Annotated in this window: 23 protein-coding genes; 15 read left to right on the top strand and 8 right to left on the bottom strand. The window is 52.3% G+C overall.

Going from position 1 to position 19,261, the window contains the following annotated elements; translation table 11 throughout:
- Positions 1–11: 11 nt before the first annotated feature.
- From flgH to flgB, 7 genes are read right to left on the bottom strand one after another with little or no spacing between them, the layout of a single operon-like run.
- Positions 12–695 carry a flagellar basal body L-ring protein FlgH gene (gene flgH / locus EC843_RS19665; protein ID WP_133522913.1) on the bottom strand — a complete coding sequence of 228 codons (684 nt, stop codon included), beginning with the start codon at positions 693–695 and terminating at the stop codon, positions 12–14.
- A gap of 8 nt (positions 696–703) precedes the next feature.
- Positions 704–1,489, bottom strand: a complete 786-nt coding sequence (gene flgG, locus EC843_RS19660) for a flagellar basal-body rod protein FlgG (protein ID WP_064544168.1) — start codon at positions 1,487–1,489, stop codon at positions 704–706.
- Positions 1,490–1,511: 22 nt separating this feature from the next.
- Positions 1,512–2,249 (bottom strand): flagellar basal-body rod protein FlgF, encoded by a 738-nt coding sequence (gene flgF / locus EC843_RS19655; RefSeq protein ID WP_064544166.1) that lies wholly within the window; start codon positions 2,247–2,249, stop codon positions 1,512–1,514.
- Entirely contained in the window at positions 2,249–3,472 is a 1,224-nt protein-coding gene (flgE, locus tag EC843_RS19650; RefSeq protein WP_064544163.1) for a flagellar hook protein FlgE, read from the bottom strand. Before flgE ends, flgF begins: the two co-directional genes overlap by 1 nt.
- Entirely contained in the window at positions 3,469–4,329 is an 861-nt protein-coding gene (locus EC843_RS19645; RefSeq protein WP_064544161.1) for a flagellar hook capping FlgD N-terminal domain-containing protein, read from the bottom strand. Before EC843_RS19645 ends, flgE begins: the two co-directional genes overlap by 4 nt.
- Positions 4,329–4,760: a flagellar basal body rod protein FlgC gene (gene flgC, locus EC843_RS19640; RefSeq protein WP_133522912.1), complete on the bottom strand. Its 432-nt coding sequence runs from the start codon at positions 4,758–4,760 to the stop codon at positions 4,329–4,331. Before flgC ends, EC843_RS19645 begins: the two co-directional genes overlap by 1 nt.
- 41 nt (positions 4,761–4,801) lie before the next feature.
- Positions 4,802–5,188 (bottom strand): flagellar basal body rod protein FlgB, encoded by a 387-nt coding sequence (gene flgB / locus EC843_RS19635; protein ID WP_064544156.1) that lies wholly within the window; start codon positions 5,186–5,188, stop codon positions 4,802–4,804.
- Between the two features lie 103 nt (positions 5,189–5,291).
- Between flgB and flgA the strand changes: the two genes are divergently transcribed.
- The 15 genes from flgA to EC843_RS19560 all read left to right on the top strand — a co-directional run bounded on the left by flgA (position 5,292) and on the right by EC843_RS19560 (position 18,828).
- On the top strand, positions 5,292–6,083 hold the full coding sequence (gene flgA / locus EC843_RS19630) for a flagellar basal body P-ring formation chaperone FlgA (protein ID WP_166642081.1): 792 nt from the start codon (positions 5,292–5,294) through the stop codon (positions 6,081–6,083).
- A 141-nt stretch (positions 6,084–6,224) separates the two neighbouring features.
- On the top strand, positions 6,225–7,505 hold the full coding sequence (locus tag EC843_RS19625) for a 6-hydroxymethylpterin diphosphokinase MptE-like protein (protein ID WP_133522910.1): 1,281 nt from the start codon (positions 6,225–6,227) through the stop codon (positions 7,503–7,505).
- A complete protein-coding gene (locus EC843_RS19620; RefSeq protein WP_133522909.1) occupies positions 7,502–7,753 on the top strand; it encodes a hypothetical protein in 252 nt (83 codons plus the stop codon). The genes EC843_RS19625 and EC843_RS19620 overlap by 4 nt, the downstream gene beginning before the upstream one ends.
- Before the next feature lie 161 nt (positions 7,754–7,914).
- Positions 7,915–8,313: a flagellar biosynthesis anti-sigma factor FlgM gene (locus tag EC843_RS19615; RefSeq protein ID WP_064544150.1), complete on the top strand. Its 399-nt coding sequence runs from the start codon at positions 7,915–7,917 to the stop codon at positions 8,311–8,313.
- 6 nt (positions 8,314–8,319) lie between these two features.
- Positions 8,320–8,751, top strand: coding sequence for a flagellar protein FlgN (locus tag EC843_RS19610; RefSeq protein ID WP_064544147.1), 432 nt, complete (start codon positions 8,320–8,322; stop codon positions 8,749–8,751).
- Positions 8,752–9,044: 293 nt separating this feature from the next.
- Entirely contained in the window at positions 9,045–9,719 is a 675-nt protein-coding gene (locus tag EC843_RS19605) for a response regulator (RefSeq protein WP_064544146.1), read from the top strand.
- A 109-nt stretch (positions 9,720–9,828) separates the two neighbouring features.
- Complete coding sequence (locus EC843_RS19600) at positions 9,829–11,127, top strand: ATP-binding protein (RefSeq protein WP_208111327.1); 1,299 nt, start codon at positions 9,829–9,831, stop codon at positions 11,125–11,127.
- 273 nt (positions 11,128–11,400) lie between these two features.
- Positions 11,401–12,285: a FliM/FliN family flagellar motor switch protein gene (locus tag EC843_RS19595; RefSeq protein ID WP_133522908.1), complete on the top strand. Its 885-nt coding sequence runs from the start codon at positions 11,401–11,403 to the stop codon at positions 12,283–12,285.
- Positions 12,286–12,323: 38 nt separating this feature from the next.
- Entirely contained in the window at positions 12,324–12,686 is a 363-nt protein-coding gene (locus tag EC843_RS19590) for a FliM/FliN family flagellar motor switch protein (RefSeq protein WP_208111326.1), read from the top strand.
- Positions 12,687–12,690: 4 nt separating this feature from the next.
- Entirely contained in the window at positions 12,691–13,428 is a 738-nt protein-coding gene (fliP, locus tag EC843_RS19585; protein ID WP_064544138.1) for a flagellar type III secretion system pore protein FliP, read from the top strand.
- Positions 13,425–13,694 carry a flagellar biosynthetic protein FliQ gene (locus EC843_RS19580; protein WP_064544136.1) on the top strand — a complete coding sequence of 90 codons (270 nt, stop codon included), beginning with the start codon at positions 13,425–13,427 and terminating at the stop codon, positions 13,692–13,694. Before fliP ends, EC843_RS19580 begins: the two co-directional genes overlap by 4 nt.
- Position 13,695: 1 nt before the next feature.
- A complete protein-coding gene (fliR, locus tag EC843_RS19575; RefSeq protein WP_064544134.1) occupies positions 13,696–14,475 on the top strand; it encodes a flagellar biosynthetic protein FliR in 780 nt (259 codons plus the stop codon).
- Positions 14,472–15,587: a flagellar biosynthesis protein FlhB gene (gene flhB / locus EC843_RS19570; protein ID WP_133522907.1), complete on the top strand. Its 1,116-nt coding sequence runs from the start codon at positions 14,472–14,474 to the stop codon at positions 15,585–15,587. The genes fliR and flhB overlap by 4 nt, the downstream gene beginning before the upstream one ends.
- A 9-nt stretch (positions 15,588–15,596) precedes the next feature.
- Positions 15,597–17,687 carry a flagellar biosynthesis protein FlhA gene (locus EC843_RS19565; protein WP_064544130.1) on the top strand — a complete coding sequence of 697 codons (2,091 nt, stop codon included), beginning with the start codon at positions 15,597–15,599 and terminating at the stop codon, positions 17,685–17,687.
- Entirely contained in the window at positions 17,650–18,828 is a 1,179-nt protein-coding gene (locus EC843_RS19560) for a transglycosylase SLT domain-containing protein (protein ID WP_064544127.1), read from the top strand. The genes EC843_RS19565 and EC843_RS19560 overlap by 38 nt, the downstream gene beginning before the upstream one ends.
- 11 nt (positions 18,829–18,839) lie before the next feature.
- Here EC843_RS19560 and EC843_RS19555 read toward each other — a convergent pair whose 3' ends face one another.
- Positions 18,840–19,241, bottom strand: coding sequence for a flagellar biosynthetic protein FliO (locus EC843_RS19555; protein ID WP_064544125.1), 402 nt, complete (start codon positions 19,239–19,241; stop codon positions 18,840–18,842).
- Positions 19,242–19,261: the final 20 nt, after the last annotated feature.

The raw sequence follows: 19,261 nt of genomic DNA, 5'->3' as shown, positions 1-19,261 counted from the left end.
TTGCCTCATGGTTAGATTGGACTCCAGGGACTGTAGAAGAACTTGGTCAACCAACCTGGATTGTTACTATTGGCCATCGTGCCTCGCCCGGTATAACTGATGCGGGCATCCGCCAGACGCTGGGAAGAGACACGGTTTAGACCGTCAATGTCTTCAACGCGTACCAACCCACTCAAACGGATATACTCATCGCCCTGGTTAAGCTTGAGCCACTTCTCCCCCTTGACCTGTAAGTTGCCGTTAGGCAGCACACTGGCGACCACCACGGTGATGGCCCCTTGCAATGAGTTATTCTGAGAGCTCTGGGCACTGCCATCGAAGTTGCGATCCGCGCTGACGCTACCCGATCCCTGCTTCGTCGTCCCTGAGCTCCCTGTCGAATCCCCATTTGCAGAAGCATCACTGCTCTTGCCGTAACTGGTGTCAGCTTTCTTGCTGGAGGATGTTTTCTCATCCAGGGTGATCGTCAGCATGTCGCCAACCCGGTAAGCACGCCGATCCTGGAACAGGGTCATGACGTAACTACGGTTGTACAGGGTACCCTGGCTCGCATAGGTGACCGGCTGGGATTCCAGTTGCGGAGGGGCAAAACTCTCCTCTTCCGGCTGGCCTTGCGAGTCCGTGGAAGGCGATGAGCATCCCTGTATCAACAACCCCATTACCACCAGAGCGCACCATTTAGACCCTTTGTTCATGTTAATCCTTACAGCATCCGGTTGAGTGTCTGCAGCATCTCATCGGCCGCTGTCATCACCTTGGCATTCATCTCGTAGGCACGCTGAGTCGCAATCATGTCTACCATCTCTTGTGCCACGTTGACGTTAGCCCCTTCCAGCGTTCCTTGCTTGATGGTGCCGAAATAGTCTTCACCGGGGACACCCTCGTTAGGTGCTCCGGATCCCTGCGTTTCCAGGAAGAGGTTACCGCCGATAGGTTCCAGCCCCCCGGTGTTGATGAAACTGGCCAATGTAATGTTGCCCAGCTCTTCCGGTTCTGCTGAACCTGCAACCACGGCAGAAACCGTCCCGTCTGTGCCAATGCTGAGGCCCGTCGCATTTTCAGGGATAGTGATCTGGGGAATCAGTGGCAAACCAGCGGCATTCACCAGTGTACCGTCGCTGTTAACATGGAATTGGCCATCACGGGTATAGGCCGTGGTACCGTCTGGCATTTCTATCTGAAAGAAGCCCTTACCGACGATGGAGGCATCGGTCTCCGCACCTGTCGTGAGGGCACTGCCCTGCAGAAACATCTTCTGGGTGCCCACCACCTGGACACCAGTGCCGATTTGCAAACCGCTTGGACGCTGGTTCTGAGCATCCATCTGGGCACCAGCCTGAAACTGCTTCTGATAGAAGAGATCGTTGAATGCCACACGATCTTTTTTAAAGGCAATGGTGTTAACGTTGGCCAGGTTGTTGGAGATAACCGTCATCTTGGCGTCTTGAGCAGTCAGACCTGTCTGACTAACAAAAAGGGTACCTTGCATTACTTTCTCACTTCATTAATTATCAGGCTGGGCGGATCAAACGGGTGGAAGCCTGGCTAAGCTCTTCCGCGGTTTTCATCATCTTTACCTGGAGTTCAAACTGTCGGCTGGTGTTAAGGATGGCGACCATCTCTTCAACCGGATTCACGTTACTGGCCTCCAGGAAACCGCTCGCCACAGGTACGGAATCATCCGCCGGCAAGGGAGCATTGCCGATTCTGGCCTGGAAAAAACCATCCGCATCTTTGACCAGGTTTGTCAGCTCGGGCTTCACCCTCTTGAGTGTTGCCACCTCCAGCAGCACCTCACCCCCTGAGTCGGGAACCACGCTGACTCGCCCTTGTTCGGTGATGTTGAGCGATCGGTGATCGGGGATTTCAATCTGCTGACCATCCATGTCAAGCACCGGGTACTGGCCCATCATCAAGATGCCGTTTTCATCGATATGCATAGCGCCAGCGCGGGTGTAGCGCTCCTGGCCATTCACCTGCACAGCCAGCATGCCTTCTCCACGGATACCGATATCCAGTTCATTGCCGGTATTTTCCAGCGGACCTGGCGCAAACTTGCTGCCCGTCCCCTGAGGGACGGCCATATGTCGGGTAGCCAGGCCATCGCCACCAACCGCATAGCTGCGGGCACGCTCATAGTCGGCACGAAAACCGGTGGTATTCACATTCGCAAGGTTGTTGGCATGTACCTGTTGGGAAAGCATGCTGCGATTAGCGCCGCTCATGGCGGTGTAAATCAGCTTATCCATCAGATGGCCTGCATCAGTACTTGATCAAGCTGACTCTGCACTGCGATAGCTTTGGTGTTGGCCTGGTAGTTACGCTGCACTTCCATCATGTAAACCATTTCGCCCGTCACGTCGGTAGTCGAGTTTTGCAACGACTGGGACTCAATTCCGCCATAGACGCCAGTCCCCGGGGTACCATAGAGTGGCTGACCGGAGGTTGAGGTCTGGGTCCAACTGGTGTTGTCCGCCACTGCCAGAGCTTCCGGGTTCGGGAAGGTCGCTAACACAACTTGCCCTTGCAGCATCGTCTCGCCGTTGGAGTAAGTCGCATAGATATTGCCGTACTCATCCACCGTCACACCGGTCTGATCGCCCGCGGGGTAACCATTGGATGAGTTAAGTTGGTTACTGAACGGCACCGCATACTGAGTGGTTTGGGTCAGATCAACCTCAATGCTCATGGCGCCAGCGCCCTGAAGCAGAGGATCATTTAGCGGAATGTCCAGGGTAAAATTGCCGCCGGAAACTAAGTTGCCGTCAGTGTCAAACTGCAAAGTCTGCGGACCCGGAGGGGTGCAATAACCGTTTGCAGGCTGACCATCCATATAAACCTGTACTTCCCAGGAACCATCCGCCGTTTTGGTGTAGTACTGGGAAACGGTGTGCTGGTTGCCCATAGAGTCATAGACCACAGTCGAGTTAGTGCTGTGATAGCTGTTTGGGTCAGATGGATCAAAAGTCGTGGTTGTGCGGTCAATAATCTCTGCGTTCTGATCGAGGTTCATTCCCAGATCCACGTCGCTGGTCTCCATCGGCGGCATGGAACCGTTATCTAATTGCAGATCGTCCAGTTGCCCGCTCATGATGTTGCCGTTTTCATCGACCGGATAACCTTGTACGCGGTTACCGTTGCTATCGACGATATAGCCATCTTCATCCTGGTGGAAGTTGCCAGCACGAGTGTAATAGGTCTGGCCGTCGGCACCCTGGGTGATAAAGAAACCATCCCCGGTGATCGCCATGTCCAGGTCACGTCCGGTGAAGGTCGTGGTACCTAACGCAGAAAAGTTTTGCGTGGTATAGCCTGACGATACCCCTGCTGCCTGGCCGCCTGCATAGAGGGCCGAGAAGGTCGTCGTGGACTCCATATATCCAACCGTTGCCGAGTTGGCAATATCCATGCTGATGGTATTGAGGCTTTGGCTGGCGGCGTTCAGGCCACTTACCGAAATTGCGTAACTCATAGTTTCGTTTCCTCTGTGGTATCGTCCCCTCCTTGGGATGGAGGAGCGCTAATTTTCGAAATATCAAACAACGGCACCATGCCAACCCCTTCAACATCCAGCATCAAGCCCTCTTGCCCTTTAAGGGTCACGGAGTTCACAACCCCGCTGAAATAGGTTGGTGTTGTGCCTATTTCGTCGCCAATGACAGTCTCGGCCTCAATGCGATACTCACCTTCAGGCAAGCCAAGCGTCTTGCCATCCAATACAAAAGCAACCTCGCCGGCCGTCTGCGGCCCGAGCGTTACCGTGCCCACTTCAGCGTCAAATTCGTCATAGATCCGGATGCTGACGTTGTCGTAGTCCTTATCCAGCAGCAGTTCCCCTTCCAGAACGGTTTCGGGGCCCAGCGTGACCGAGTCATCAGGTGCGGTGACCGTATTGCCGATCAGCTGCTCGGTTGATACAACCAGGTTGTTTTCCGCTACGGCATAAAGCGCATTCATCGTCATGCGCATGTATTCCATACTCGTCACCTGGGCGAACATCGCCATCTGGGTGACGAATTCGGTACTATCGACGGGGTTGGTGGGGTCCTGATAGGTCAACTGCGCCAACATCAGATCGACAAAGACGTTGGCAACCTGGGGAGGGGCTTCCCCTGTTTCGGAACCATCGGTGGGCTCCTCTGGCTCCTCTGTGGACGTGCTTGTCGTCGTGGCAGTAGGGGTTCCCGCTGCCGACGGTGTTGCCTTTGCCTGAGTAGCCATGGCGCTCATTGGAGCCACCATGCCGTTAATCTGAGACAGCATGTTCTGTGATCCCGGCAGGCGATTACCCGGATAGGTGTTCACAGGGTTAAGAGCCGCCGTTTTCATCAGACCCGGTCTCCCATACGCAACAGGCTCTGCTGCATGCTCTTAGCCTGATTCAGGATCTCGACGTTGGCCTCGTAGTTACGAGAAGCTGACAGCATGTCGGCCATCTCTTCCACCACATTGACGTTGGAGTAGTAGACATAGCCTTCAGCGTCTGCCAGTGGGTTATCCGGCTCGTGACGCTTCTGCACAGGCTGATCCGTCTGGACAATTCCCTGAACGGCTACCCCAGCTGAAGCAGCACGATCGGTGGCGCTCAGGGTCGGATCATTGTAAATAGTGCTAAATACGGGCTTCAGAGCACGATAGGCTTCTGCTTCGCTACCGCTGATCGAATCGGCGTTGGCCAGATTACTCGAGATGGTGTTGAGTCTCAGGCTATTCGCGTTGATGGCGGTACCGGCGATGTCATAAATTTTTCCGAAGGACATGGCGTGTTTCTATCTCGTCTTGTCTGTCTAATGTTGAGTGATTACTTACCGTCAATCGCAGTGGCAAGCCCGTTGAACTTGCTGTTGAGAAATTTCAGGCTGGTTTGGAAATCCATCGTATTCTCGGCAACCCTTGCTTGTTCGATGCCCGCTTCTACCGTGTTACCGTCACGAGTCACCTGATGGGGGTTGCGATATTTCAGGTTCAATCCAGCCTGAGTCATGCTCATTGCCGGGATAGGAGCGACGATGTCGTCAGGAGAGGAAACACTTCCTTCGGGAACAGCGGATCGAAATTCCAGATCTCGTGCGGCATAGTTCGGTGTATCGGCATTGGCTAGATTACTGGCCAAGACCCTGCTACGCTCCACGCGAAAGTCGAGCGCTTCCGGGTGAATTCCAAGCGCCTTCTCGAAACTGATTCCCATCTACCCTCCTCCTTATAGTTCAGCAGAGATGAAACGACACACAGCCAAAGCAATTTCCATGCCAATAATTTCCACTCATCTAATTGAGGGGAGATCGGCGCGCTTGTCGAGTCTGTGCCTCGCCGCCACACTATTGCTGTTTTGCGCCAACAGTCTTGCTTCGAGCACACCTGCAACAGAGGCCCCAGCACCTGTTGGGGCGGCAGTATCCCCCCCGGGGGTCGATCCCGCTGCACTGAAGCAATTTGTCCACAACTACTGGCAACAGCGCTTCAAACAACACGCTGAACGCGTCAACTGGCGTGATTATCAATGGCAAATTGAAATAACTGTGCCTGAGGCGATCGGTAAACTTCCGCCCTGCCAGCAGCCCTATCAGGCGGAAGACTCTCAGAGTAAATTGCCGATTGGACGACAACCTCTGCGAGTGCGTTGCCCGGACTCTCCAGGATGGATGGTGACGACCCGCAGCCAAATCTCGGTATTGATGCCCGTGCTTGTTACAAGGACAGCTCTCTCGCCAGAACACTATTTGCAGGCAAGCGATCTCGCGGTCACCCAGACCCTGCTGACGGCTCATCAGGACGATGTACTAATCGATCCCGCACAGGCTATTGGCCGCCAGCCTCTGAGACCATTGCGGGCCGGTCAACCTGTGCGTAATAAGATGCTCGCCGCGGCTCTGCTGGTGCGCAAAGGCGATAATGTGCGCCTGACAATGAACGATGGGACGATGTCTATTTCCATGGAGGGGACAGCCCTGCAAAACGGGCAGAGGGGGGAAATCATCAGTGTCAAAAATGGAACTAGCGGAAAAATTATTTCCGCCTCGGTAACAGGCCCCGGCCAGTTGCTCATTCAGACTGAGTCAGTGGTTGAAGACCCTGACAAATAAAACGGCATGTATATTGCATACTTAATGATTCTCGAGCCAACGGCACATTAACGAGTGCCGCCTGCGCTGTATTCACCCCGAGTCGCCTTACCTGTGTCTGGAGCGAATCAGTGAACGCAGTTTCATTAAGAGCAATAAACGATGTCTGAAGCGCACCTGACCCAACACCTCGCTATCATTGCCCACCGCTGGCCTGCTTTGGCAGAATCCCTCAACCAGATATCCCCACTGTCAGCGGCGAATGTGATGGAAGGGCATTGCGGCACTCTGTTGATCGATGGGGTTCAACTGACCAGCCGCCACAACCGGCTGGCTGAGGCACAGGTTCAGGCCAATTGCCTACCAGAAGTGGCACAGCTCAATGTCTACGGTGTTGGACTGGGTGACTTGCCGCGCGTACTACTTCTGCGTTCCACTCTGGAATGCCTTCATGTTTTCATCATGAACCGCGCCCTGTTTCTGCTCTCCCTTTCTGTCATGGAGCAACAGGACTGGCTGCAAGACTCCAGGGTATGTCTGGCGCTGGCCGACAGCGAAGAGGAGATCCGTCTGCCCTTCTTTGCCTTACCCGCCGAGTTACATCTGGCTGAAGACAAGGCAAACCGGATACGGGATCGCCTCACCAGGGAAATAACGCTTCCGCATACCAACCGTCGTTACCAACAGCATTTCCCCATGCTACGACAACGGATCGCCGACAATAAACGGTTGCTGAAACGGGATGGTGATGTCGCTTCGCTCTTCAATAGCGCGGTAGGTTGCCAGGCGTTAGTCATTGGGGCCGGCCCAACCCTGGAGTCACATATCCCCCGCTTACAGGTGCTGCAACACCATGCGGATCGCCCGCTGCTGATTGCCGTCGATACCGCATGCCGGGCGCTGTTTGCTCACAATATCCGGCCTGATTGGGTTGTCTCTATCGACCATCTTATTGATGAAGAAAAACTTCCGCCCTCAGACTGTGGGCTAATCTATTTCCCCCTGGTCCCCACCCGAACACTGATGGCCTGGCGTGGAAAGCGCCTCGCGGCGTATTCCAGCAGCCCGCTCTACCAACCGCTGCGCAAGGTGCTACCAAAAGCACTGCTTAATTCAGGAGGAAGCGTTATCCATCCAGCCATTGATCTGGCCGTACGAATGGGTTGCGGTGAGATTACCTTGCTGGGTGCGGACTTTGCTTTCCCGGGAGGGAAAACCCATACCGGTTGGGACGTTGGCGCACTGAATACCACGCTTGAGCAAGCGAAGCATTGGGTGCTCAATGGACACGATCAACGCATCAGCACCAACGTGAGTTTCACAGGCTACCGTATTCAGCTTGAGCGTTATATCGCTACTCATCCCGAGGTCAGTTTCTGGAATGGTAGTCGCGAAGGTGCTGCCATTTCGGGTTGCCGCTATCATCCGGAGTTCACCTCATGACTATTTCGACCCGGCTCATTACGCTTGCAGGACAATTCCGTCTGGGATTGGCTCTGGATGCGGCATTGGAACTTCCGCCCCTGATGAAGTCGCTGCTTCCTCTACTGCCTGCTCTCCCACCAGCGACACAACAGCAGTTACCGCAAATAATGTCGGCGATACTCGCCTGTCAGGAACGGGAAGATTGGCTCGGTCTTGCCGATTGGTTGGAATATGAATTACTTCATCTTCTTTCAGATCAGGTGTAGTGCGATGAAAAGCAGCACTTTGAAGATTTTTATTAAAAAAATGCAATGATAGTTAAAGTCTGACCTTACAACGGTCGCTTATCTAATCTTAGAAAGTGCTGATTTGGCATCGCGGTGCCAGGCAGTATGTCATTTTGTCAGTTTGTTCGAGTGGTTTAATTATGAATATTACGTCACTAGGTAGCCTTGCCGAGAGTTCGCTACAAAGTACTTACGCTAAGCAAACTCAGACTGTCGCCTCTGAGATCGCAGCGAGTGAAAACAACAAACCCCTGCAGGTCAATGCGCCGGCAGAAGCCCCTATCGATCAAAAAACTAATTCGAAGGACGCTAATAAAGAACCGTATACGCTGCCGCCTTCAGAGTTTCCGGCCGAAGTACCGATTAATGTCCCCGTGTCCGCAGCGCTGACCCAAGCACTTGCCAGTGAAGTTAACCAATTTCCCGATATTGACCATTCTAAAGTGGCCAACGTCATGGAAATGATCCGTGATGGCAAAATGGCCATAGACAGTGACGACCTGGCGGGAGCCATGATGGACTTTTACCAAGGGAGATAAACCGTTTTGAGTAATGCGAACGCTCGAGTCCGCCAGCTGATTGTCGATATTCATCAGGATGTTGTTTCCTATCAACAGATGGAACTGTTGCTCAAGGAACAAAACAGCAATCTTATTCGGCGCAATAACCCGGCAATCAAGCACAACAATGAACAACAGGTTCAACTGTTACATACCTTGCGTATGAGGGCCAATCAGCGTGTTCAACTGCTGCACTCTTTTGGATTGCAGGCCAATAGTGACGATCTGAAACGGCTGGCCTGCAAACTGCCAACCGCTATATCAGACAAAATGATGGCCCAATGGCAGCAACTGGAAGCCAGTGTCATTCGCTGCAAAAAGCTCAATGACCACAATGGCCGGCTGCTGGCCAATCAACAGTTGTTGATACGAAAACTGCTTAACACCGAGGAAAATTTTTACCAACCAGCAACCTGATGTCCGGCCAGCTCTTTTATTTCCGGCGCTACAACAGTAGCCAACCAATAGCTTGCTAAATAAGCGATACTGGTCACAGACAGGAACATATTCTTTACAACATCACAACTGTAGCGAAGTTGAGTGGAACGATTAACTAGCGGCAGTCAATTCAGCCAAAAAGCCCACAGACAATAGTATATCCATGCTTTTTAAGTGGTATTGCTTGCTCCAGACTTAACTCAAATTCTGGATTGACACCTCCCATTTTAACCTTTTAAATTGTTAACAATATTCCTTATGTTTTGTGTCATATGAAAATTCTCCTGGTCGAAGACGACAAGTTGCTTAATCATCACCTCACCACCTTGTTGACCGAAACCAGCAACCAGGTCCACAGCACTGGCAGTGCTCAGGTTGCATTGCATTATGCGGCAGACTACCCAATCGATGTGGGCATCGTTGATCTCGGTTTGCCTGGAATGGACGGCTTGCAACTCATCAGAGAAGTGAGAGCGCTCAAGATTTCATTCCCCATCATTGTGTTGACTGCCCGTGGCACCTGGCAAGACAAAGTGGAAGGCCTGCAAGCCGGGGCTGACGACTATCTGGTCAAACCTTTCCAAAAAGAAGAACTATTGGCGCGGCTCAACGCCCTGGTTCGGCGCAGTGCCGGTTTCATCTCTCCTAAGGTCAAGGCTGGTGATTATGAGTTGGATCTCTCCCGCAAGGAACTGAGCATCGCCGGTCAACTGACGATACTGACAAGCTTCGAGTATCAGATTCTGGAGTATATGATGCGCAACGCCCGCCAGGTGGTTTCCAAGCAACTGTTGCTTGACCAACTGTACGGAGATGGTGAAGGGGATCCAAACATCGTAGAGGTGATGGTGAGCCGGGTACGCAAAAAGCTGGATCCAGAGGGAACCATCCAACCGATCTCCACTATCCGTCGTCAGGGTTATATCTTTAATCTCCCATGCAACTAAGCACAGCAGCCAGGCACCCTAACTCACCGCCAAGAACGCTATGAGGCTGAACCTCCGGTCCCTGCATATCAAGTTGATGCTAAGCACGATGCTTACCATTGCGATCATCATGTCCTTCTCGGTCTACATCCTCTATCAAGCTCACGTGGAAGAGCAGTCCCTGAAAGCCAGCACTCGTATGCAGGAGAACCTCGCCAGGATGCTCTCCTACGAACTACCGAACTCCCATGACAACACAGACTTCAACAACATCTCGCCAGAATCTATATCTCTGAATCTGGACACCTTAATCTGTCGCGCTGACGGCCAGTTAAGCTGGTCGAGCCTGAGTATTCCAGAGTTGATCAAGTCCAGCGGCACTCTCTGCCAGGATTTGAATAAGTATCTCAAGGACGTGGATCAAGACTACTTTTTTAAACGTCATACCACTAAAAGCGGCGAGAGCTACTTCATCTCCAGACTGCGTTTCATGCGCAACCATAACGCAATCCCCACCACTTATTATGTGGTCATGGTCGACTCCACCTCGTTCTACAAGGCAGAGGCTCTCACCTACCTCTACTGGTGCATTCGTCAGGCTCTGTTGTCCTATATAATACTGGGCCTGCTGCTGTTGCTCACCACTTTCTGGAGTCTCAGTTCGCTACGCACCATCGCACGCCAAATCAACGATATCCGGGAAGGAAAACGGGATGCGCTGTCCAGTGAGTTCGAACGGGAATTACAGCCGCTGACGCTGTCGGTTAACCAGTTGCTGGAGAACGAGCGGCAACAGACTCAGCGCTACCAGCACGCTTTGAACGATCTGGCCCATAGTCTGAAAACTCGATTGGCCCTAATCCAGATAACCGCTCAGGAATTCCAGGTCCACCACGAAATCGACGAACAAATCATCACCATGGATCAGATAATCCAGTATCAACTGCGCCGTGCTGTCGCCGGACGCAAGTGCCTCGCCAGCAAGGGAACGGAACCTGTGCCACTGATAGAAAAGCTGCTGGCGAGCCTCACCCGAATTTACCGCCACAAGAAACTACAGACTCGTTTCAAATTCGATGACGATGTGTTCTTTGCCGGTGAGCAAGATGATCTAATGGAGTTGATGGGCAACTTGCTGGACAACGCCTTCAAATTTGCCATTAGTGAGATTACTGTGACGATGAGCCATAACCATGACCGGTTGCATATTGTTATCGAGGACGATGGTCCCGGTGTCCCACCAGAAGAGTCACAGCAGATCTTCCAGCGCGGAAGACGAGCCGACAGCTCACCCGGCCAGGGGATTGGCCTCGCCGTGGTGACCGAGATAGCCCACAGCTACAACGGCCAGATAAGCGTTGATAATTCCCCAATGGGTGGCGCTCGTTTTACTCTGAACCTTCCCTGGTCGCCTTTTCTGGCCCGATAATTTTGCTGTGCTGTACAGCCCCTGTATAGCATTTGTACATTATAGTCACGGCAACTTAAATCCAGTCAATTACATTCAATGTAATGTGTGATTTTTAGGTGTTTTATTATTTATTGCTGTTCGGCTATATAGCATTTTTATATTCAGAATATTAAGCGTTAAAGATAATTTAAAAAAAACAAACAGTCTGCCGGATAAAACAGAAACGTCTTACCCGCTATATTCCTGCATTTCTATATTGAACTCTCATTGTTATTGAGTCATTTAAATTTCATGGTTAACCAGAAAAAATCATATAAAAGCCGCGTTATTGCTCCTGAGCAAGGCAAGCTTTATCCCACAATGGAATTGGGGCAAGAACAAGAGATCCGCTTGTTGCAAGTTTATGTCGACAGCGCGATGGAACGCATCTCAATTATGCTGGGGCAATTTCTGCGGTCAGTGGGCTGCATTCGCGTCGAGCCGCTGGAGCTGGAGTTTCGCGAATTGTCGCCCGTGGAACAGAAACAATGGATTTGGTGCGCTGCTTTGGCTCCACTCGGTGGCCGCGCCAGCAAAATGTTCCGATTTGGCATGCACCGGGCCACTTCCGCATTCCTGACGGAATCAGCCCTGGGACTCAAACCCGCTAACCCGGCGGATACAAACAACGATCAGCCTCCGAGTGAAACAGAGCTACGTTTTTTGAATTTGTTGGGAAATACCCTGACTCAAGGCGTCATTGCGGAAAACCCTTATTTGCAGGAATTGAGCTGGCAGCAACAGCCTTCAGACTCTCCGGAAAGAAAGGGGCTATGTATGACGATGCAACTGGTTTTCCACGAGCACACCTGGCCACTCACTCTCCACTGGCATACAGAGTTTGCTGAACTACTGGATAAGGGAAGTGACCAGACACCGGTTGCACCACCCATCACCAGGCACCAGCTCGAAGAGTCGTTAAGAAAAATTCCTGTCCAGCTTAAGACGACATTGTTCAGCCGCAAACTGACGATACTCGAGCTGGAACAACTGCTGCAAGGCGAGCTCCTTCCCATTGTGCTGCAAGAGCGGGTGACTTTGGGTTGCGGAGGCTTTTCTATGGGTGTAGGTCGGATTTATGACCGTAATGGACACCTGGCATTTCAACTGCACGATGTTTCTCAACAGACATCTTGAATACCATTTGGAGGTTTTAAATGGCCAAAGAAAAGAATATGGACCTGGATATGTCTGGCCTGGATGTCGAGGGGTTTGACGATCTATTTGCCAACGAGGAAGAAATTCTCGACGAGAGCGAACCGAAAGCGACAGTTGTTGAAAAACGTCCCTTATCCTTCTTCCACCGTCTGCCCGTCAACTTGTCTCTGGAAGTTGCCAGCACAGAAATTCCGCTAGAAGAGTTAATGACTCTGGCCGAAGGTGCTGTGGTCCAGATGAACAAACTGAGCCACCAGCCTTTGGATGTAAAGGTCAACGGCATTTTGATCGGTGCTGCCGAGGTGGTTATCGTTGATGGTCAGTATGGGTTGCGTATGACCGAGGTGTTTGACGACATCAACTGGTCAAAGCTGGCCTGATGTGATGAGTGCAGTATTCCTTTTTCTGCTGCTCGGCTTGATGCCGGCAGTAGCATTTGCCAGCGACGTCCCACTCTTGAGCATTACCAATGGAGAGGGGCAACAGGACTATTCAGTCAAGTTGCAGGTTCTGTTGCTAATGACCATGTTGGGGTTACTCCCCTCCATGCTATTGCTGATGACCTGTTTCACCAGGATCATCATCGTCCTGGGGATACTGCGTCAAGCGATAGGCTTACAGAGTTCTCCATCCAACCGTCTGCTGATCTCCATTGCACTCAGTATGACAATGCTGCTGATGAAACCCATCTGGCAGGATATTTATCAGAATGCCTTTGTCCCTTATGACGAAGACAAGATCACGCTGCTACAAGCGGTTTCCCGGGCAGAACAGCCGATTCGAAAATTTATGCTAGCGCAGACAAGAAAAACCGATCTGGATCTGATGATCAGGGTCGCGGGAGAGCCACGTACCACCTCCGCGCAGGAAGTGAGTTTTTCCATCCTGATGCCTGCATTTGTGCTGAGCGAGCTGAAAACGGCATTCCAGATAGGGTTCATGCTATTCATTCCGTTTGTGGTCATCGACATGGTGGTAGCGACCGTGTTGATGTCGATGGGGATGATGATGCTTTCTCCGGTGATCATTTCACTGCCGATAAAGCTGATGGTGTTTGTCCTTGCTGATGGCTGGAGCATGGTCGTCAACACCCTCGCCATGAGTTTTGGGGGCATTCAATGACCCCTGATAATCTGATGGCAATGATGGTGGAAGTGACCTACACCATCATCATGCTGGTCTGTATCCTCGTCCTGCCAGGTATGCTGGTGGGGCTACTGGTGAGTATTATTCAGGCGGTGACCCAAATTCAGGAACAGACTCTGAGTTTCCTGCCCCGCTTCGTCGTCACCATGCTGGTTATCATTTTCGCGGGACAGTGGATGGTCAAACAGATGCTGGAGCTTTTCAACAGCATCAATCAGTACATCCTCTCTTCAATGCACTGATATGTTAGAAATTACTGCCGCTGAATTATTGCAGGCCTATGGGCGCGTCTGGTGGCCCTTCCTGCGCATAGGGAGTGCCTTCGCCGTCCTGCCGTTGTTGGGATATCCGCTGATCCCGATACAGGTTCGGGTCATGCTGGCGCTGCTTATCGCCGTACTAGCAGCCCCTATGCTACCCGCGATGCCTGCGGTCGATCCCCTATCGCTGCACGCTGTCTTTCTGAGCATTGAGCAAATCGTCCTGGGTGCGATGATGGCGCTGTTTCCGGTTTGCTTAATCCAAGTGCTGGTGCTGGTCGGTGAACTGCTCTCCATGCAGATGGGCCTGAGCATGGCGCGGATGAATGACCCGGTTAATGGTCTTGCTATCCCTGTGTTAGGCAGCTTTTTTAGCAATATGGGACTACTGCTCTACGCCAGCATGAACGGTCATCTGGTAATGCTGGAGATTCTGGTGGAGAGTTTCAGGATCTGGACGGTGGGTGATGGCCTGTTCAATGTGAATTCATCCAACCTGATCCAGCTGTTTTCTTGGGTACTGGCAGCCTCTCTGATGTTGTCATTGCCTGCCATGGTCGCCATGTATTTGGTCAACCTCACCTTTGGGGTGCTTTCCAGGGTCGCTCCGTCACTCAATATTTTTGTATTGGGTTTTCCCATGGCTCTGGTGTGCGGATTGTTTTGTATTTTGCTCACTATCAGTGGATTACCTGATCGGTTCGCCGACCTGGCGCAGGATATTTTCCTGAGTGCTCGCGGTTACTATGGAGGCGCAAAATGAGTACGGAAAAGACCGAAAAACCCTCATCCCACCGACTTGATAAAGCGCGAGCAAAAGGGCAGATCCCCAGGGCTAAGGATTTGGCCATGGCCATCAGTCTGGTCGCTATCTCTTCTTTTGCATTGCCCCTTTTTACCCAGATTGGCGAGGCACTAAAGCAGATAATGGCCTTTAACTTGTCGTTGACCCGTGAGGAAATAACCGATCCCGCGCAGATGGCCAGGCACCTGGGGCATAGCCTCTTTGAGGCACTACTGGCCTTGCTACCGTTGGCGGGGTTCATCGTTATTCTTGGCATCGTGGCGCACATTATGATGGGGGGCTGGAATTTTTCACTGGACCCGCTGCTCCCCCGCTTCTCTAAGATAAGCCCCATGACCGGGTTTAAACGAATCTTTGGCGTGCAGTCTCTGGTCGAGTTTGCCAAGTCGGTAATGAAGATAGTGTTAATTACTGCCACGGTATTGATCTATACCAGCTCAGTCATGGCCGCAATTACCGCTCTCTATTACACCGGGCTGAAAGATGCTACCCAACTTGGCATTAAGATCCTGGTGGATGGCATGTTCTATATGGCTCTGGCGATGTTGGTTATCGGTATGTTCGATGCCCCCTATCAGTTATGGAACCATCTGCGCGGGCTTCGTATGAGCAAGCAAGAGCTGAAGGAAGAGCATAAGAATTTGCAGGGAAATCCGGAAATAAAGGGGCGCATTCGCCGTATTCAAATGTCGATGGCGATGCGTTCAATGCGCCGCGCCTTGCCCGAGGCCAATGTTGTACTAACTAACCCGACACACTATGCAGTAGCGATCAAATACGATCCTGAAAAATGTGATGCCCCCTTTGTCATTGCCAAAGGTGAAGACCATATGGCGCTACAGATGCGCTCTCTGGCTCAGTCGCTGGGAGTGGAAGTGCTGGAGATACCCGCGCTGGCCCGTTCAGTCTATTACACAACTCGTGTGAATCAGCAGGTCCCTCCCGGCCTTTACGTCATCATGGCGCAAATACTGCACCATGTGTTGCGTCTGAAGGCCTTTCGTCTCGGCAAGGGCGACCAGCCGGCTCCGCTCTCGTCAGTCGAGATCCCTGATTCATTAAGATATTGATGGTGACCCGTGAAATTTTTGAACACCCTTTTTGCAGGTACCTCGCGTAGCTTCATCGCGATTCCTCTGCTGATCTTGTCGCTATTGGCGATGATAGTGCTGCCATTGCCGGCATTTATGCTGGATGGCTTCTTCACTTTCAACATCGTGCTTTCCATGATAGTTCTGTTGGTCGCCCTCTCTATCCGGCGTCCACTGGACTTCTCTATCTTCCCGACCGTGCTGCTGATCGCCACGTTGCTGCGTTTGTGTATGAACGTCGCCTCCACCCGTGTGGTATTGCAGTTCGGTCACGAGTCACCCGATGCGGCCGGTAAGGTCGTTGAGTCCTTCGGTAAAGTCGTTATCGGGGGTAACTATGTGGTGGGGATGGTGGTGTTCCTCATCCTGATGATCATCAACTTCATCGTTATCACCAAGGGTAGTGAACGCATCTCGGAAGTCGCCGCGCGCTTTACCCTCGACGCCTTGCCCGGCAAACAGATGGCCATCGATGCCGATTTGAACGCTGGCATGATTGACCAGCGTCAGGCCAAGGAGCGCCGTGACGAGATAGCCCTGGAAGCCGATTTCTATGGCTCAATGGATGGTGCATCCAAGTTCGTTAAAGGGGATGCGATCGCCGGCCTGTTGATCCTGTTTATCAACCTCTTCGGTGGCGTGGCCATTGGTGTCTTCCAGCATGGACTCAGTTTCTCTGAAGCTATGTCGGTGTATAGCCTGCTCTCCATCGGTGACGGCCTGGTCGCCCAGATCCCTTCACTGATGCTTGCAGTGTCTGCAGCCATCGTCGTTACCCGAGTTTCAGACTCTGACGACGATATCACCATCCAGTTCCGCGACCAGTTGATGGCCTCTCCGCCGGTTATCTTTACCGCTGCTATCGTCATGTTGGTGATGGGGCTGGTACCGGGTATGCCAACCCTGGTCTTCCTGATTTTTGCCGGTATTCTTGCCTGGGCTGCCTGGAAAACCCGACAACATAAAGCTGAAAAGGTCGCGCCAGCTGATCAGGATCAGATGGAGCGCTTTACCCGCCCGCTGGAAAATGAACTGAAGTGGAGCGATATCCCCTACACCGATCTGCTCAGGCTGGAACTGGGTTATCAGTTGATTTACCTCGTCGATCGCGACAAGGGGGCTGAATTGCTCCAACGTCTGCGCGGTGTGCGTCAGACCCTTTCCGAACAGGCCGGATTTCTACTGCCAGAAGTACGGGTCAGAGACAATATGGGGCTCAAACCAAACCAGTACGCCATCTACCTTAACGGCGTCAAGGTGGCCGTAGCGGACGTCATGCTGGACAGGCTCATGGCAATTAACTCAGGTGAACTGTTGGGGGAGATCCCTGGATTCCTGACCAAGGAACCGGTTTATGGAATGGACGCCGTTTGGATTCAACCCGCAGACAAGGCTAAGGCACTCAACCTCGGTTACTCCGTCGTCGATGTGGCCACCATCATAGGGACACACATCAGCAAGGTCATCCGCAGCAATATTGGTGCGCTCCTGCAACTCGACGATGTGCACCAATTGCAACTGCGTCTGAGCCAGTTGGCTCCAAAACTGGCCGACGAGCTCACCGCAAAATTAACCGCTAACCAACAGTTGAAGGTCTACCGCAACTTGCTGACAGATCAGGTTTCCCTGATGGACGTACGGACGATGGCTCAGAGTCTGGTGGATGGTGCCGAGCTCACCAAAGATCCTTTGCTACTTGCAGCCGAAGCCCGCTGTGCCATGCGCCACACCATTCTGCATGGATTGATCGGCAATGCGACCACAGTACAAGTGTTCACCCTCTCCGATGAGCTGGAGAACATGCTACTCAACGCCGCCACCCAGGCACAACGCAACGGTGGTGTACCGGCCGACAGCTTCCCGATTGAGCCTCAGTTGCTGGCACAGTTACAAAACCGTATGCCAAGCGTTAAAGAGCAAATGTCCTTACAAGGCTGGTCACCGATCCTACTGGTGCTGCCGCAACTGCGTCCACTGCTCGCCCGCTATTCCCGTACCTTTGCCAAGGGTCTGCACGTTCTTTCATTCAATGAGGTTCCTGATGAGCTCCATATCGAAGTCAAAGGAATTCTGGGTTAAGGCGCTACTGGCGGGGTCTTTGCTGGCCATGCCAGCACCACTCTTGTCGCAGGATGCCCTCACTGGGGCAAAAAAAAGCGCCATGTCCTGGAAGGCTCGTCATCCGGATGTGGCGTTTCATGAGAGCTTCTACAACGAAAAACTCACTAAAATCCAGGGGATGATGAATCGTTCAGCCCCTTCTATTCGCTACATCGTCACCCAACTCCAGCGGCGCAAAATGCCGCTGGAACTGATGTTCGTCCCGCTGATCGAGAGCGGCTACAACCCCTACGCAATTTCACCGGTTGGGGCCACCGGCCCCTGGCAGTTGATGCCAAAAACTGCGCAACAATATGGTGTTATCAAGCAAGACTGGTACGACGGACGCAAAGATTTGATGGCCTCTACGCGCGGGGCACTCAATTATCTGAACTATCTGTACAATTTGTTTGAACGTGACTGGCTACTCGCTCTGGCCGCCTACAATGCTGGAGAAGGGACGGTTCGCTCAGCCATGGAGCAAAACAGTGCCAAAGGCCGACAGACCGACTTCTGGTCCCTGTCGCTACCGGAAGAAACCAAAAAGTATGTGCCAAAAATACTGGCACTGGTACGGCTTTACCGGGATGGAAAAATCAAGTTGCCGACGGTACCGGAGGAGTCTCGCCTGATAGCCCTGCATGTCAAAGATGGCGTCAGTCTGGCCTGGCTTGCCAGGCAACTGGGGCGCACCGCTGATGAGCTAAGTTTTTACAATGCGGGTCTGGAAAATGCGGTCGCCCCTCGTGGCAGTCGGGTCGTTTTGATGATGCCAGCAGGCTGGGGAAGACGGGCTCATCAAGTCCTCGGGACAGGCAACAGCATGCAGTTCATGGAGAAAGAACCCCCGGCACTTCCCCTCCTGATAGCCGAGCGACGAGCACTTTCTGACAATGAGCTGAAAAGCCTGGGATGGGGAGTCGGACTGGTGCAGAAGACGCCAGGATCAGCGGATCTTTATTCTGAGCGAACAACGACAAGCCAGAAAAGTGCTCCAGAAAAAAGTAAGGAGCAGGAGAAAGCATCGCAAGATATCAAACCGCAGTGGCGTGCAAAAATAGATCCTCTGAGCCAGTGGAATCAGCCTAAGACGGAGCAGCCACCCCGCTCAGGGTCTTGAGGCACTCTGTATTATTTTCGCTCCTCGCCTGATGGCTCAGGTGTCCTGGTTGTCTCAAACAGTGGCGTAAAAGCCGTAGGCGTTTCTTGCTGCTGATTTTGCCCGGTCAGGTTGCTGATTAGAGTGATCTGATGTTGAGTGACCCCCAACAGTAAGCGTTGATTTTCTACCTGAACCAGCACAAGTTTCTCCTTCAAGCCCATCGAAAGCACCGACTGAACTCGCATTTCCCCCCCGCTACGCCAGGAAGTACGCGATTTCTTCTTTGCCAGCAGAAATACCACTCCGCCGACCAGAAGCACAACCACGCAGGTAATAAGCCATGACTTGAAACTGGAGATGTCCTGACGCAAAGGACTGGCCAGGGTGGACAGTGGCAACATGAGCATGAACAAGCTGAGCAGATACTTCATTGGGATACTCCGGATCAGAT

This window comes from Buttiauxella sp. JUb87, from assembly GCF_004361975.1.
Taxonomy (GTDB): Bacteria; Pseudomonadota; Gammaproteobacteria; order Enterobacterales; family Enterobacteriaceae; genus Buttiauxella; species Buttiauxella ferragutiae.
Note: the sequence above shows the minus strand (reverse complement) of the source record. Positions and strands in the feature narration are given on the sequence as shown.